Origin of the sequence: uncultured Sulfitobacter sp., assembly GCF_947500075.1 — a bacterium.
In the GTDB taxonomy this organism is placed as follows: Bacteria; Pseudomonadota; Alphaproteobacteria; order Rhodobacterales; family Rhodobacteraceae; genus Sulfitobacter.
The window spans coordinates 62519-77375 of the sequence record NZ_CANMQS010000002.1; the positions used below are offsets into that span (position 1 = coordinate 62519).

Genomic DNA, 14857 nt, shown 5'->3' on the forward strand with positions numbered 1-14857 from the left:
GGAGGTGATGGTCCCCTTGCGGGGCTATGGGTAGGGCGGGAGCGATCCCGCCTTACTTCATTCCAGACAATGTGATCCCCTCGATGAAGCGGCGCTGCGCGATCAGAAACGCGACGATCAGCGGTGTGACGATGACAGTGGCTGTGGCCATCATGGGACCGAAGAACGACCCGTCTCCATCGCCCTTGAACTCGCGCAGACCCAGCGGCGGCGTGAAGAGGTCCCGGTTGCCGGTCACGACGATGCGCGGCCAGAAGTAATCGTTCCAATGGGCCACGATGCTGAAGATGGCGAAAGCCAGCAGCGCGGGGATTGCCGTGGGCAGCATGACGCGCCAGACGATGGCAAACTCGCTCATCCCATCCATCCGTGCCGCGTCGATCAGGTCATCGGGCACGGTCATGAAGAACTGGCGCATCAGGAAGATGCCAAAGACGGAGATCGTCCAGGGCAAGACCAAAGCCGCATAGGTGTTGGTCAGCCCCAGCTTGGCCAGCATGATGTAAAGCGGCAGTGCAATGGCATGGACCGGGATCAGCAGGCAGAACAGAACCAGCCCGAACACCGCCTCGCGGCCCCAGAACTTCAGCTTGGCAAGCGCATAGGCAGCAGGCAGCGCCACGACAATCTGGATCAGAAAGATCGAGACGGTGACGACCACCCCGTTGAGCAGGTAGCGTATCAAAGGCGCTTCGGTGAACGCCTTGGTGTAGTTGAAGACAACAGGGCGCATCGCGCATGCCGCTGTCGTTTCCGTCAGCAAAGCCTCCTGCACGCCAGCATCATCCTCGTTGGGAAAACGCGACCGCGCCGCTTCAATATCGGCCCGGTCAGGCTGGCGCAGCGCAACGCAACGCGGATCGATCATCATCTCCTGCCGCCCAAAGAAGCCGCCTTCGCCTCGGTCGATCTCACCGGGGCTTTTGAAGGAGTAGCTGACCATCATGTAAAATGGGGCAAGCACAATGATTGCGCCAAAGATCAGGACAAGATGTTTGAGCCAGTCGCGTGTCATCCGTAATGCACCTTTCGCTCGACCAGCCAGCGCTGGATCAGGGTCAGAAACATCACGAAGACCAGAAACAAGACGGTGATGGCGGATCCAATGCCGATCAGGTTCTGCTGAACGCCTTTCTCGAAAATCGCGAACATCATCACATAGGCAGATTTGTTCGGACCGCCGCCTTGTGGCCAGAAGGCCTCGATTGTGTCAAAGACCTGAAAGGCGCGGATGCAGGAAATGGTCACAACAAACACGGTTGTCGGCCCAAGCGCAGGCCAGGTGACCAACCGGAACCGCTCCCAGGCGCTTCTCGCCCCGTCCATTTCAGCAGCGTGATACAACTCGCGGTGCACGGAGGTCAGCCCTGCAAGGTACAGCACCATGTTGAAGCCAAAACCCTGCCAGATGCCAATGAAGCACACGACCCAGATGGCATAGTCACGATCCCTCAGCCACAGCGGAAACCCGTCAGCGCAGCCGTTTCCAAAGAACGCGATGGCCTCCATCCATGTGCCACAGGCCATCGCCAGGGTCCGGTTCACCATCCCGATTGTTGGATGCAACATGAACTCCCAAGCGATGGCCATCGCCAGCAGCGTTGCCATGACGGGCAGGAAATAGATTGTCTTGTAGATGTCACCGATCCGGCCAAGCGAATGCACCAGCATGGCCGCGCCCAGCCCCAGACCGACAGAGATCGGCACCACTGTCACCACATAGGTGAAGGTCGCGATGAACATCTTCTCGTAAGTTGAGCGGGTGAAAAGCCTTTCGTAGTTCTGCACCCCAACCCAGTCAAATCCCGGATTGCCCAAGGCGTAGTTGCTGAACGACAGCACGATTGCCACGCAGACCGGCACCAGCAGGATCAGGATCATCAGTGCCAGCGCCGGGGCTGCCAGACCCCAGGCCGTGCGCGCTTGCCGGTTCTCTTCCTTGCGCAGCGGTTGCAGATCCGCGTCAAGCACCGCCATCTCAGGCGACCTCGCTTGTCAAGTCGACCATGGCTTCGACGCTGCGCAAACGCTTTCCGCGCGCGTCAAAAACCAGTCCCACCCGCGTGTCGAAGCCCAGCCCAACCTCCGCCCCAAGTCCCAGCATCTGCCGCTGCGCAGGTGTCGCCCGGAGGGTCACGCGCATTGCATCGTCGTCAAGCGCAATCTGGGCGAAGACTTCAGAGCCGAGGTTCTCGAAATGTACCACCCGGCCCGTCAACCGTGGGGTATGCTGCGTCAGGTGCAGCGCCTCGGGGCGCAATCCAAGCTGCATTATCTCCGGGGTGGCAGATGTGACGTGCCAATCCAGCGACCTGCCAAACAAGTGCAGGTCAGTGCCGGATCGTTCCAGCGGTAAGATGTTGATCTTGGGGGAGCCGATGAACTCGGCCACGCGGATGTCATCGGGGTCTTCATAAATGATGTCAGGTGCGGCGCATTGCAAAATCTCGCCGTCCATCATCACGGCGATGCGGTCCGACATGGTCATCGCTTCCACCTGGTCATGCGTCACGTAGATGAATGTTGCCGCAAGGTTCCGGTGCAGTTCCGCGATCTCCGCACGTGTCTGAACCCGCAGTTTCGCGTCGAGGTTTGACAGCGGTTCATCTAACAGAAATGCGGCCGGGTTCCGAACCAGCGCCCGGCCCAACGCCACCCGCTGTCGCTGCCCTCCGGACAGTTGCCCGGGCTTGCGATCCAACAACGCGGCAATTTCCAACATGTCTGCGGCGCGACTGACCTGGCTTGCGATGCGCGCGTTATGCGCTCTGGCACCAGGCATCACGCTGCCCACAACAGGCAACCGCTGAAGGCCGTTCAATTCGCGCATCCGCAGCGGAACGGCGATGTTCTCGCCCACGCTCAGATGCGGGTAGAGCGCGTAAGACTGAAACACCATCGACAGGTTGCGATCGGCAGCGCGCGTGCCGGTCACATCAACCCCTCCAAGGGCAATATTGCCCGTCGTCGGGGCCTCAAGCCCGGCGATGATGCGCAACAGCGTGGACTTTCCACAGCCTGATGGACCAACGAGCGAGACGAACTCGCCATTGACCACATCCAGTGAGACACCTTTCAGGACCGGTGTTTCCCCAAAGCGTTTGGTGATCGATGTAATAGACAGGTCAGCCATGCGATTCCCCCTCGGAACAGACCAACCTTACGTCGTGGCAGACTTAAGTTTTGTGACGTCATATTAGTGAAACCGATGGGTGCTATGGGTGATGGGAAAGGATCTGCCGTGCGCCCGAACCACCACCAATTCGAAGCGTTCGCCTATGTCGTTCGTGAAGGCAGTTTTTCCGCTGCCGCAGCCCGGCTGGCGGTGACGCAATCCACAATCACACAGCATATTGCCAAACTGGAAAAGAGCGTCGGCACGATGCTCTTGGTACGGGGCCGCGATGGTGTGGAGCTTACCCCGACCGGGCAGGATTTCTACGATCTGGCTGACCGTATGGTCGCCCTTGATGCAGAAGTCTCTGAACGTCTGGAAGGGTTCAATGCAATGCAGGAAGGCAGGCTCAACGTCATCGGCAATGCGCCACAGCCTGCCTTGAGGATTATCGCCCGTTTCCGGCAGCGCTACCCGGATATCCGCGTTGATTTTGGTCTGCATGACTGGACGACAGCCACATCCATGATCCGCAGCCGGTTGGCCGATGTTGGGCTGATCACCGATGCTCCGGAACATGAAACCTGGGAGCGTGTCCATATCGAGCGGTCCCATTACGTCCTCTACTGCCCTGCCGATCATCGACTTGCCCGACACGACGAAGTGTCGCTGAAGGATCTGCAACACGAAACGCTCATTGTGCCGGAAAAGGGATCGCTCACACAGCGCCTGCTTGCAAGGACCTGCAAGAACCACGACATCACGCTGACCCGCATGGTCACGATGACAACCTTTCCGCTGATGTGCGAAGCCGTGCTGCAAGGCATTGGTGTGGCGCTGTTTCTGCGCAACAGCAGCCTGATTCAGGACAATATCGCACAGATCGCCGTCAGCGAGATGCCGGACCCCCAGGATACCTATCTGATTGCAACCAAGGACCGCACGCGCCTGAAACTTGTCGCGGAATTCATTAACGCAGCCGTTGTGTGAACGTCTGAACCCTCCACCGGACGTTGGCTCACCGCAGCTGGCGGCACGTCAGATGCCAGGTATTCAGACAAGGCGCCGCACGTTTCAAGCGCAAGACAGACGTATGGCAATCTGCGATCACCCCGGTTTTTGACTCAAGGCTATCATCCGACAGTTTCAGTCGGCCTCATGCGCCCCTCTTGCTGCCACTGATGTCGGGTGTGTGGAGAGGCTGTCATTCGGGATCAGCTATGGTCCGGCGTGAGGTCTGAATTGAGATGTCGGCTCGCTCTTCGATTTTCTGGCCAAGGAGCTGCACTGTGTATGTTTCTTCAAAAGTTCTTCGTGGCCCGGGCTGTCGAATGCACATGGAAATGAAATTCAGAGGGGGAACACCACATGGGAACAAGCGTTCGCGTATCCTGTACCTCCATGTACAGGTAAAGCCAGAACAAGATGCGCCATCAGCCTCAAAGGTTTTGATTGCACGCTCTGCGTTCATTCCTCGTGTCATCTCAAAGGCCGCGTTTCCAAGTAAATTACTGAAACTTCTGTCTCTTTCTAAGCTCGCGAATAGATCTTCTTGATATTTGCGCTGATAGAGCTCAACCCGTTTTGCGCCAAGTTCAGTTTTTCCAAATGGGTTTGGACGAGCAGTTGAGCACGAGGTTGCTACCACTAGCGCTGAGATCGCGATACCTAGCTCTAATCGCATAATTATCCTTCCGGTGCTCTCACATCAAAAAGAAGAGGTTTTCTCTTCAGGTCTTCACCACTTACAAGAGAATTATTGTCAGTTGGCAATGGTCAACAAGGGTTGATAGCAGTCATCCGACAGTTTTAGTCGGCCTTATGCGCCCCTTTTTGCTGCCACCGATGGCGGGTGTGTGGACAATGCCGTCGTTGGGATTTGGGCATTCGCTGGCGCAGCATCACTTTGCACTCGCAGCGTGATTTTTGCTGCGATCATCTCAAATCTTGAAAGCGGACATTTCGCGCGCTTTTTCGAACACCTGATCCCAAGCGTTGCCAGAACGAAGGATCTGGTTTGTCAGAATTCAGCGCATTGGACTAAATTCAGTTTTCTAGAGCTCCGCAACTTTCGCTGAGTGCTTCTATCATCGCACGCATGCGTTTGTTTAGCCGACGATTGCTGCTGTGGACGACGTAAATGCCGTAATCGTTGTGACTCAGATGGGGCAACACGGGCACCAGAGCGCCCGCACTCAACTGTTCGTCCACTACGAACAAAGGCAATCGAATGATTCCATGGTCGTTCAAGGCCGCATCCACCAGAAATGACCCATAATTTGACCTCAAGGCAGGGCGAAATGTGACCGTCCTACGTTTCCCCGCCTCGTCAAGAACCCAAGTGGCCCGACGTTCCGAGCCGTAGTGCAACAGCGGGTGTGAAGACAAATCCTCGATGCTCTGGGGTAAGTCACGTGCCTGAGAGTAAGTTCGGCTGGCAAACAGGCCGTGCCGGGTTGTGCCAATCCGATGACAATTCAACCCCTTCAATTCAGTCGCCGTAACACGCACGGCAAGATCGTAGTTTTCGTTTTCGAGATCGACGGTGCGGTCATCAAAGTCGATTGTTAGGTCAATTTGGGGGTGATCTTCGGCAAATCGAAAGAGCGCCGGCTTCAGGAAAGACAAACCGAATTCACGCGCGATGGTGAACGATAGTGGTCCCTTCAAAGCAAGGCTTTGTTGCATGAAATCCGCATCAAGATCATCGGCGTCAGCCACCATCCCGCTGGCCCGCTGATAGAGTTCTTGCCCTGCGCTTGTCACCTCCCATACGCGGGGTTGGCGATCGATCAATCGGACGCCATAGCGGTCCTCCAACTGGCTTAGCCTGCGACTGACCGCGGATTTAGCGATATTCATCGCTTCTGCGGCACGGGCGATACCGCCGCTATCTACGATTTTGACAAATAAACGTAGGTCTTCGATCTGGCCCATCTTTAGTCTGCCTTTCCTCTTTCACCTAGCCAGCACGACTCTAAAGCTGCCGAGCGAGATGGATCTTGATAGCTTGAGTAACGTGCGTTCGTAAGAGCACAGGCGTTCTCAATTTGCGAACCTAGAGGTCACATTTTTCCGGCTATTGAAATTCTGTGCAACCTCTAGCTTGAAGAGTGTTCAATCACAAATCCGGAAACTCCAATGTCACTGAAGAAATCACTTCTTGCTGCAAGCGCCTTGGCTTTGGTCGCGGCGGGTGCAGCGCAAGCCCAATCTATGTCCTCGGCTGGTGCCTTGGCATTTGACGACACCAACACTCTCTTTGTTGGCGATGCCAAAGCGGGACTTGTTCATGCGTTTGACTTGTCAGGCGCGCTTGTGGATCAGGCCGACTATCAGTTGGGCCGCGCGCAAACCTTTGAAGGACGCACGATCTTCAATCATCTCGACGTTGAAATTGCAGCCCTTCTGGGCATAGAGGCAGCTGATGTCGTGATCAATGACATGGTAGTGCACAAGCCTACCAAACAAGTTCTTCTTTCGATTCATCGCGGTCACGGTCCTGATGCCGAGGCGGTGATCATTGCGGTGAACAATGGTGCACTTGAACTGATTGATCTTGACGCGGCAGAGCATTCTTCGATGAGCGTTGGACCTGTTCCGACGTCCGAGACACTGGAGTTTGGGCAGCCGCTGAACACACTCGCAATCACAGACATCGATTACTACAACGGTGAGCTTCTTGTGGCAGGCGTGTCGAATGAGGAATTCAGCTCCAAGCTACGTCGCATCCCGTTCCCTTTCACAAATGAGATCAGCACATCGTCGATCGAAATTTGGCATGCCGTGCACGCTCAATATGAAACTCGCGCTCCAATCATTTCTCAAACTGTGGCTGAGCTGGACGGTGTGCCAACGCTGATCGCGATCTACGCTTGTACGCCAATCGTCAAAATCCCGCTCACGGATCTGACTGACGGCGCGGAGGTGCGCGGAACGATGATCGGGGAAATGGGCTTTGGCAACACCCCGCTCGACATCGTTCCTTATGTCAATGGTTGGGACGGGACCAGCAATGTGGTTGTGACTAATTCCAACCGATCCGCGGCCTCGCTGAACATTGAAGCGATCGGCGCGGCCGAAGCAATGCCGCATGGCGAAGGTGTACAGAACGTGTTCTCGGTCGCCGGTGTTGATCAATTCCCATTGCCTATGAGTGGTACACTGCACCTGGACACGCTGGACGACACCTATGCGCTTGTTGTGCGCCGCAGCCCCGAGGATGTGCGCAACATGCAGTTGCACACGGTCCCAATGCCATTCTTCTTTGATCGTGCCGACCACGTGGTTGAGATGAACTTTGACGGCAGCCCCGATCCGTTCGGGTACAAGGCCGCTCCTCCGGTGGAATACAACTAATGTCCACCCTAAGACGTTGGGTGCGGCGAGCTTTGCTCGCCGTTCTCCTTTCCAACCCTATACCAGTCTTTGCGGAAATTGTGGCACGACTGGACATCGAGACTGGCAATGTTGTTCTGTCTGGGCTTGCATCAGCTGAACACCAAGCTGTGCTGGCGAAACCGGATGTCTTGCGTCTCCAGGTGGCGTCGTCGATGTCAGATCGCGGGATGTTGGTTTCCCTAGTCTCAGATAGTGGCGATATCTTGGTCGCCCCGCGGTTCCCGCTGCGCCCGGGCACCGACTATGCGCTGAAGCTGGACCTTCCAAAGAGCCAATTTGAGACCATCTTGACACTACCAGCGCCCGATGCAGAAGCCCCACAACTGATCGCCTTTGCTCCGTCTCAAGCGGTGCTCCCGGCCAACATTTTGAGGCTTTATCTGACCTTCTCGCAGCCTATGGACAGTGGACAGTTGAGACAGTCTGTGACCTTGCTGCGCGCTGATGGCACGGAGGTACCGAACCCGTTCCTGAACCTCGAGACAGAGCTATGGGATGGCGCACAGACCCGCGCGACACTGCTTCTTGATCCCGGCCGGATCAAGCAAGGTGTTGGCCCAAATGCAGAGGTCGGTGCGCCGTTGGAAGCTGGCGAGAGTTATCGTCTGCGCGTAGCGGGCAATGTGCGTAGCGCGGCCGGGCAACCACTTGGCAGCGATGTTTCGATCGCACTGCGTGTCGGGCCAGCGGAACGCCGCGCGATCAACCCAGAAACATGGCAGATCCTTGTGCCTCAGGCAGGGAGCCAATCACCACTCACGGTCGCCTTTGATCGGATAATGGACAGCGGTGCTGTCCGGCGATTGCTCACTCTGAATGCACCTGACGGTACCCAGATGGCTGGCCACATAACAACGGATGGCGGCGGCTGGTCCTTTGTGCCGGACGTGCCATGGCAGCCGGGTTCTTATGATCTCAAGGTTGATCCAGAACTTGAGGATGTGTCCGGCAATACGATTGGCGCACCATTTGACGCAAAACCGGGCACAATCGGTTTGAGAACAGACCCCGTGCGCCTCTCCATCAACATTACGTCGGAATAAGCCCACCAAAGGAGGTTTCCATGTCCATTCGTCCCGCCATTGGCAGCTCACTTGCCCAACCCACGATGGAAGGCGCAGGTGTTCATTTGCATCGTGCCTTTGGCTTTCAGGAGCCTGAAGCACACGACCCTTTCCTGCTTCTGGACGACTTTCGCAACGACGATCCAGCAGCCTTTGAACGCGGTTTTCCATGGCACCCCCATCGAGGGATTGAAACGATCACCTATGTGCTCGAAGGTTCGGTGGAGCATTCTGACAGTCTGGGTAACACCGGATCGCTCGGCGCGGGTGACATTCAGTGGATGACCGCCGGATCAGGTATTCTGCATCAAGAAATGCCAACTGGTAATGCACGCGGTCAGATGCACGGGTTTCAGCTTTGGGCCAACCTTCCGGGCAGCCTCAAAATGACAGCACCGCGCTATCAAGATGTCGAGGCTACAGAGATACCCGAGATTGTCGACGATGATGGCACCGTCGTGAAAGTCGTGATCGGAGAGTTCTGGGGCAAGCGTGGTCCCGTTGATGGTATCGCGGCTGATCCGCTTTACCTAGATATCCGGGTGCCCGCTGGGTTGAAAAAGCGGTTCAAGGTCGACACCTATCGCAGCACTTTTGCTTATGTTTTTGATGGGCAAGCGCGGTTCACAGATGCTTCGGCCCCTTCTGGCGTTCTGCTGGAAAAAGAGGTTGCCGGACAAGAGCTGAACATCCGCGACATGTCCGGCAATCGCACGTTGATCCGCTTTGGCACAGGCGACGATATAGAGGTTCAGGCAAGCCCAGAGGGCGTGCGCTTTCTGTTGGTCGCCGGGACACCGATCAAAGAACCTGTCGCCTGGCATGGCCCGATCGTGATGAACACGAAAGCAGAGCTGCAGCAGGCCTTTGCCGAGTTGCGCAATGACACCTTCATAAAACCATTAGACCACTAGAAGATCTGAGTATGGGACTGCTTCAAGACGGCAAATGGGTCGACCAGTGGTACGACACAAAATCGAGCGGCGGCAGGTTCGTCCGAAAGGACTCAGCGTTTCGCAATTGGGTCACTGCGGACGGCGCTGCTGGTCCCACCGGGACCGATGGCTTCAAGGCTGAGGCTGGCCGATATCATCTATACGTTTCTTTGGCCTGCCCATGGGCGCATCGGACACTGATCTTCCGCGCGCTCAAAGGGCTAGAAGATATGATCGACGTTTCGGTCGTGAACTGGTTCATGGGCAAGGACGGTTGGACGTTTTCGCCCGGGGAAGGTGCTACGCCAGATCATCTTCATGGCTCGGAGTTTCTGTACCAAGTCTATACCACGGCTGATGCAACGTACTCTGGGCGCGTTACCGTCCCCGTTTTGTGGGACAAGGTGCAAAACACGATCGTGTCCAACGAAAGCGCCGAGATCATTCGGATGCTGAATAACGCGTTTGACGAGATTGGTGCCAAACCCGGCGACTACTACCCCCAACCGTTGCGGGGTGAAATCGACGAGATCAACGAGCGCATCTACGACACTGTCAACAACGGCGTCTACAAAGCCGGGTTCGCCACCACACAAGACGCCTACGAAGAAGCGCTTGTACCGTTGTTTGATACGCTGGATTGGCTAGAAGAGCGTCTTTCGACACGCCGCTATCTTATGGGCAGCACACAGACTGAGGCCGATTGGCGGCTCTTTACCACACTCGTGCGTTTTGATCCGGTTTATGTCGGTCACTTCAAATGCAACCTGCGTCGTATCGCGGATTACCAGAACCTGTTTGGCTATGTGCGTGACCTCTATCAGCAACCGGGCGTCGCTGAGACCGTCGACCTGCCTTACATCAAAAACCACTATTACGGCAGCCATACGACCGTGAACCCGACAAGCGTCGTGCCTATGGGGCCGATTATTGACTACACCGCGCCGCATGATCGTGCGCGTTTGAACAAGGAGACATAGGATGAGCAATCAAGCCGTTCCGATCATTGCTGCCAAAGCCCCAACCAAAGTCGCCCTGGAGGCCGGAAAAGACTACTTTTGGTGCCAATGCGGTCGTTCCAAATCACAACCTTTCTGCGATGGTTCGCACGCTGGGACTGATATCACACCGCTGAAATTTACCGCCGAAAAAGACGGCGATGCAGCATTGTGCCAATGCAAATCCACGGCCAATGGCCCTTTCTGTGACGGCTCGCATACCCGGCTCGGTGATCTGGCAGTGGGCGACGCAGCACCTGCACCCAAGTCGGACACCCCGCAGGCGACCCCAACCCCCGAGGAGCCTACAGTGGCCCGCATCCACGCGCTAGCCAAGGACGGGCTATCGAAACTGGGTCACCATGGTGAAATGGGGTCCATGGGTGTGCCTCGCAAAGATCTGCCGCATTGGGACGACATTCAGATACTTCCCGCGCAGATGGCGCGCAAACCGTTGTTGGACGACGCCTCGGTTTCTACGGCAATCACCATTGGACCACGTGCCAAAAGGCCCCTGCAACTCGATATCCCGCTCTTTGTCTCTGACATGAGCTATGGTGCGCTTTCTGAAGAGGCCAAAACCGCGCTTGCCCGAGGGGCCCAAATTGCAGGCACGGGCATTTGTTCAGGCGAAGGCGGCATGTTACCAGAAGAGCAGGCCGAAAATGCGCACTACTTCTATGAATTGGCTTCTGCACAGTTTGGTTGGTCGCTGGATCATGTTGCACACGTGCAGGCCTTTCATTTTAAGGGTGGTCAAGGTGCCAAGACCGGCACTGGGGGTCACCTGCCAGGCAATAAAGTTCAGGGCAAAATAGCGGAGGTGCGCGGACTGAAGGAGGGCCAGGACGCGATTTCTCCAGCGACTTTCCCGGAGCTTCATACGCCGCAGGATTTCAAACGCATTGCCGATCAAGTGCGCGAACGCTCCGGCGGTATTCCTATCGGGTTCAAACTTTCGGCCAATCACATCGAAGACGATATCGACTTTGCGTTGGAAGCGAGCGCGGACTACATCATCCTCGATGGACGCGGAGGCGGTACAGGTGCCGCACCATTGATTTTCCGTGACCATATTTCAGTGCCGACAATCCCGGCTTTGGCGCGTGCGCGCAAGCATTTGGATGCAAAGACCGGACGTGAAGTGACGTTGGTCATCACGGGTGGGCTGCGCGTTGCCGAGGATTTTGTCAAAGCCTTGGCGCTCGGTGCCGATGCGGTCGCTGTCAGCAATTCGGCTATGCAGGCAGTCGGCTGTATCGCGGCACGCATGTGCAATTCCAACAACTGCCCGGTCGGTGTTGCAACGCAAAAGCCCGAGTTGCGCAAGCGCCTTGACGTCCAAGTCGGGGCAGAACGCTTGGCACGTTATTTCGGTGCCAGTGTCGAGTTGATGCAAGTAATGGCCCGTGCATGCGGTCACGACAGCCTGTCCGACTTCACGCCGCGCGACATAACCAGTTGGAAACGCGAAACAGCTGATCTGAGCGGTATTCGCTATGCCGGAGTTTCCTAAGACGCATAGCTGTTCCTGCAATCGCTGACCTACTGGGCAGGCGCCAACCTGCCCACGTAGGACGTGAAAGGAGACGACCAATGCTCGATACATACCAAATCCGCCAGGACGAGATGCCGAAAGACATGCGGCTGCTCCTGAACCATTTCCCCCGCGATAGTTGGGAGGCGCACCCTGGGTTCAAGGACAAGACGCGTCAATGGATGCACGCGCATCAGGGTTTTCGGATGTTGGCCGAACGCATTCGCGCGGACACTGAATTGCTGCTCAATAAGGACATGGCAGCGGACGATTATGCCGCACGTTTGTCTTTTCTGGGCGGGAGGCTGGTCGGCAACCTTCATGGCCATCATAGCTGGGAAGATCACAGCTATTTCCCAGAGCTCTCCGCCGCCGACCCGCGTTTTGATGCGGGTCTTGAGGTGCTGGAACAAGATCATGCTGATCTGGATGTCGTGTTGGAAGATTTTACCCGACAGGCCAATCGCGTGATCAAGTTGACCGCTTTGGACGAGGCCCAAACTTATAATGAGGCTGGCGCAATTCACGGACAGGCAAGTGTGATCGAAGCCTTTCTAAAGCGTCACCTAAGCGACGAGGAAGACCTCGCCGTTCCAATCATTCTGCAACACCGGCTGCGCGGTTAGACGATATGCCCGTTTGCTCAGACCAACTTTGCCAGGACACCGAGAACTCGAAGGGGTGAAATTCTATGAAAATCGACCCACGTCACCTCGAAATGCTCACGGCAATTGTCACCCATGGTGGGGTCACCGAAGGGGCCAACGCACTTGGAAAAACACAACCAAGCGTGTCACGTTCAGTATCTGAGCTGGAAAAGAGGTTGGGCGTTCGTCTCTTTGAGAGTCGGAAGCGTCCGCTTCGTCCAACCGAATTCTGCAACCAGCTTGCACAATATGGGCGAACCATTTCCGAAGCGGGGAGATCCGCAAGCGAATACGTCATACGGTTCAAGCGGGGTCAGGCTGGGGCTGTTCGAGTGGCTGGGTCTCCCATTTTTATGGACGGAGTTGTGTCTCCGACACTCGCGGCTTTTCAAGCTGAATACCCGGCAATTACGATTGAGCAACGATACGGATATGTCCAAAAAATCCTCGATAGTCTGACTTCTGACCAGTTGGACATTGGTATCGTGCCCATCAGATCGTCTCAGGTACCAGCGGGTGTGAAGGCGCAACAACTCCTGCCTGGCCGCAACGTTATTGCGTGCAGACTTGGGCATCCTCTTGCCCGCCACCCGTCGCTCCTGGCCGAGGCATTGATCGACTATGCATGGATTGCGCCGCCGCCAGAAAGCCCACTTTATCACGATCTTCGAAGCGTTTTGGAAAGGATCGGTGTCACAGATCTCAAAGTTAGTTTTTCGGGTGGTTCGCTCGCATCTGTTTTGAACTTTCTTCACGAATCTGATGCGTTGACGGTTTTGCCTTATTCTGTGGTCTACAGACTAAGTCGGCAAAACACGCTTTCGGCTTTACCGCTCCCGATTGGGGATCCGGACCGACATTTGTGCGCCTTAACTCCAGCGGCTTCTCCTGATTTTCCGGCGCGGACCAGGCTGCTTCAATACCTTGGGGCAGAGTTGTCGTCGCTGAATGATCTTATGAACATGCACGACTCCGTTTAGCTAATCGACCCGTCTACCACATACCAATTTGGTATACAGATTTGCAGCAATTCGATCCTACCGACACATACTGCCCGCTAGTCTTTCCACAATGAGTTATTCCGCATGGCGCGAGGAAGCGATGTCAACATCGTCTGAAAATCAAAGGGTTTTGTTCGGAGCGGGTGTCAGGCACAGCCTTTCCGAAGAGGTGTCCCGCCTAGGATGCGCACGAGCTCTGATTTTATCCACGCCGCCACAGTCATCGTCAGCCTTGGACATTGCGGCCGATTTGGGTGGGCTGTCCGCAGGCGTGTTCTCCAAAGCCGCCATGCATACTCCGACACATGTTTCTGAGGAGGCTGTCCAGCACGCTCGGGAGGTGAACGCCGACTGCGTTGTCGCCGTAGGTGGCGGTTCGACGACTGGGCTTGGAAAAGCCATCGCATTGCGCACAGGCCTGCCGCAAATTGTGATCCCAACGACCTATGCAGGCAGCGAAGCAACGCCAATTCTCGGGCAAACTGAAGGCGGCGTAAAGACCACCTTGACCGACAAGAAGGTGCTCCCTGACGTCGTTCTGTATGACCCGGAACTCGTTGTAACGCTTCCCGTCGGTATGACCATAACGTCGGCATTGAATGCGATGGCGCACGCAGCGGAAGCTCTTTATGCGCGCGATAAAGACGCCGATAGCACAAATCTTGCGATCGGTGGGCTAAGGTCTTTTGCGAATGCATTGCCTGATGTCTTGCGTGCTCCGGACGATATCGCCGCAAGGGAAGAAACGTTGCGAGGTGCATGGGCGTGCGGCGCGGTTTTGGGCCGGGTTGGCATGGCGCTGCATCACAAGCTTTGCCACACGCTCGGCGGCACTTTTGATCTGTCACACGCAGACACGCACGCCATTGTTCTGCCTCATGCCATTCACTTCAATGAGCAGGCTGTTCCTGAATTATTGAAACCAATTAGCGATCTGTTGGACGGCTCTTCGCCGGGACTTGCACTGTGGCGTTTCGCCAAAGATCTCGACGCACCAATGTCGCTCAAAGACATCGGCCTTGTTGAAAGCGATCTCGACAGAGCAACCGAAGTGGCTCTCGGAAAGCCTTACTGGAACCCGCGTGAGATCACCGCTGAGGGTATTCGTGAACTATTGCAGAACGCCTGGGACGGCACTGCCCCAATCCATTGAGGACAA

At 56.0% G+C, this 14857-nt stretch carries 13 protein-coding genes; 9 read left to right on the top strand and 4 right to left on the bottom strand.

All coding sequences use genetic code 11. The features are described 5' to 3' along the window. Nucleotides 1–52 precede the first annotated feature (52 nt). The 3 genes from Q1A91_RS05215 to Q1A91_RS05225 are packed head-to-tail and all read right to left on the bottom strand — an operon-like array spanning nucleotide 53 to nucleotide 3133. The gene (locus Q1A91_RS05215; RefSeq protein ID WP_299873937.1) at nucleotides 53–1015 is read right to left on the bottom strand and encodes a carbohydrate ABC transporter permease; all 963 of its coding nucleotides are present in this window, start codon (nucleotides 1013–1015) and stop codon (nucleotides 53–55) included. Next, nucleotides 1012–1977, bottom strand: coding sequence for a carbohydrate ABC transporter permease (locus Q1A91_RS05220; RefSeq protein ID WP_299873940.1), 966 nt, complete (start codon nucleotides 1975–1977; stop codon nucleotides 1012–1014). Before Q1A91_RS05220 ends, Q1A91_RS05215 begins: the two co-directional genes overlap by 4 nt. A gap of 1 nt (nucleotide 1978) precedes the next feature. After that, a complete protein-coding gene (locus Q1A91_RS05225; RefSeq protein WP_299873943.1) occupies nucleotides 1979–3133 on the bottom strand; it encodes an ABC transporter ATP-binding protein in 1155 nt (384 codons plus the stop codon). An 84-nt stretch (nucleotides 3134–3217) separates the two neighbouring features. Here Q1A91_RS05225 and Q1A91_RS05230 point away from each other — a divergent pair, with 84 nt between their 5' ends. After that, on the top strand, nucleotides 3218–4105 hold the full coding sequence (locus tag Q1A91_RS05230) for a LysR family transcriptional regulator (RefSeq protein ID WP_299873946.1): 888 nt from the start codon (nucleotides 3218–3220) through the stop codon (nucleotides 4103–4105). Nucleotides 4106–5161: 1056 nt separating this feature from the next. On the opposite strand, the gene Q1A91_RS05235 is transcribed toward Q1A91_RS05230, so the two are convergent. Next, nucleotides 5162–6052 carry a LysR family transcriptional regulator gene (locus Q1A91_RS05235; protein ID WP_299873949.1) on the bottom strand — a complete coding sequence of 297 codons (891 nt, stop codon included), beginning with the start codon at nucleotides 6050–6052 and terminating at the stop codon, nucleotides 5162–5164. Between the two features lie 204 nt (nucleotides 6053–6256). On the opposite strand from Q1A91_RS05235, the gene Q1A91_RS05240 reads away from it, so the two are divergent. The 8 genes from Q1A91_RS05240 (at nucleotide 6257) to Q1A91_RS05275 (ending at nucleotide 14851) form a co-directional block, all read left to right on the top strand. Beyond that, nucleotides 6257–7474 (top strand): hypothetical protein, encoded by a 1218-nt coding sequence (locus tag Q1A91_RS05240; protein ID WP_299873952.1) that lies wholly within the window; start codon nucleotides 6257–6259, stop codon nucleotides 7472–7474. 80 nt (nucleotides 7475–7554) lie between these two features. Beyond that, nucleotides 7555–8559, top strand: a complete 1005-nt coding sequence (locus tag Q1A91_RS05245; RefSeq protein ID WP_299873955.1) for a hypothetical protein — start codon at nucleotides 7555–7557, stop codon at nucleotides 8557–8559. 20 nt (nucleotides 8560–8579) lie between these two features. After that, nucleotides 8580–9494 carry a pirin family protein gene (locus Q1A91_RS05250; RefSeq protein WP_299873958.1) on the top strand — a complete coding sequence of 305 codons (915 nt, stop codon included), beginning with the start codon at nucleotides 8580–8582 and terminating at the stop codon, nucleotides 9492–9494. Nucleotides 9495–9505: 11 nt separating this feature from the next. Further along, on the top strand, nucleotides 9506–10495 hold the full coding sequence (locus Q1A91_RS05255) for a glutathione S-transferase family protein (protein ID WP_299873961.1): 990 nt from the start codon (nucleotides 9506–9508) through the stop codon (nucleotides 10493–10495). A gap of 1 nt (nucleotide 10496) precedes the next feature. Next, complete coding sequence (locus tag Q1A91_RS05260) at nucleotides 10497–12029, top strand: glutamate synthase-related protein (protein ID WP_299873964.1); 1533 nt, start codon at nucleotides 10497–10499, stop codon at nucleotides 12027–12029. An 80-nt stretch (nucleotides 12030–12109) separates the two neighbouring features. Then, complete coding sequence (locus tag Q1A91_RS05265) at nucleotides 12110–12676, top strand: hemerythrin domain-containing protein (RefSeq protein WP_299873968.1); 567 nt, start codon at nucleotides 12110–12112, stop codon at nucleotides 12674–12676. A 65-nt stretch (nucleotides 12677–12741) separates the two neighbouring features. After that, nucleotides 12742–13677, top strand: a complete 936-nt coding sequence (locus Q1A91_RS05270) for a LysR family transcriptional regulator (RefSeq protein WP_299873971.1) — start codon at nucleotides 12742–12744, stop codon at nucleotides 13675–13677. Between the two features lie 121 nt (nucleotides 13678–13798). After that, a complete protein-coding gene (locus tag Q1A91_RS05275) occupies nucleotides 13799–14851 on the top strand; it encodes a maleylacetate reductase (RefSeq protein ID WP_299876114.1) in 1053 nt (350 codons plus the stop codon). The last annotated feature ends 6 nt before the right edge of the window (nucleotides 14852–14857 follow it).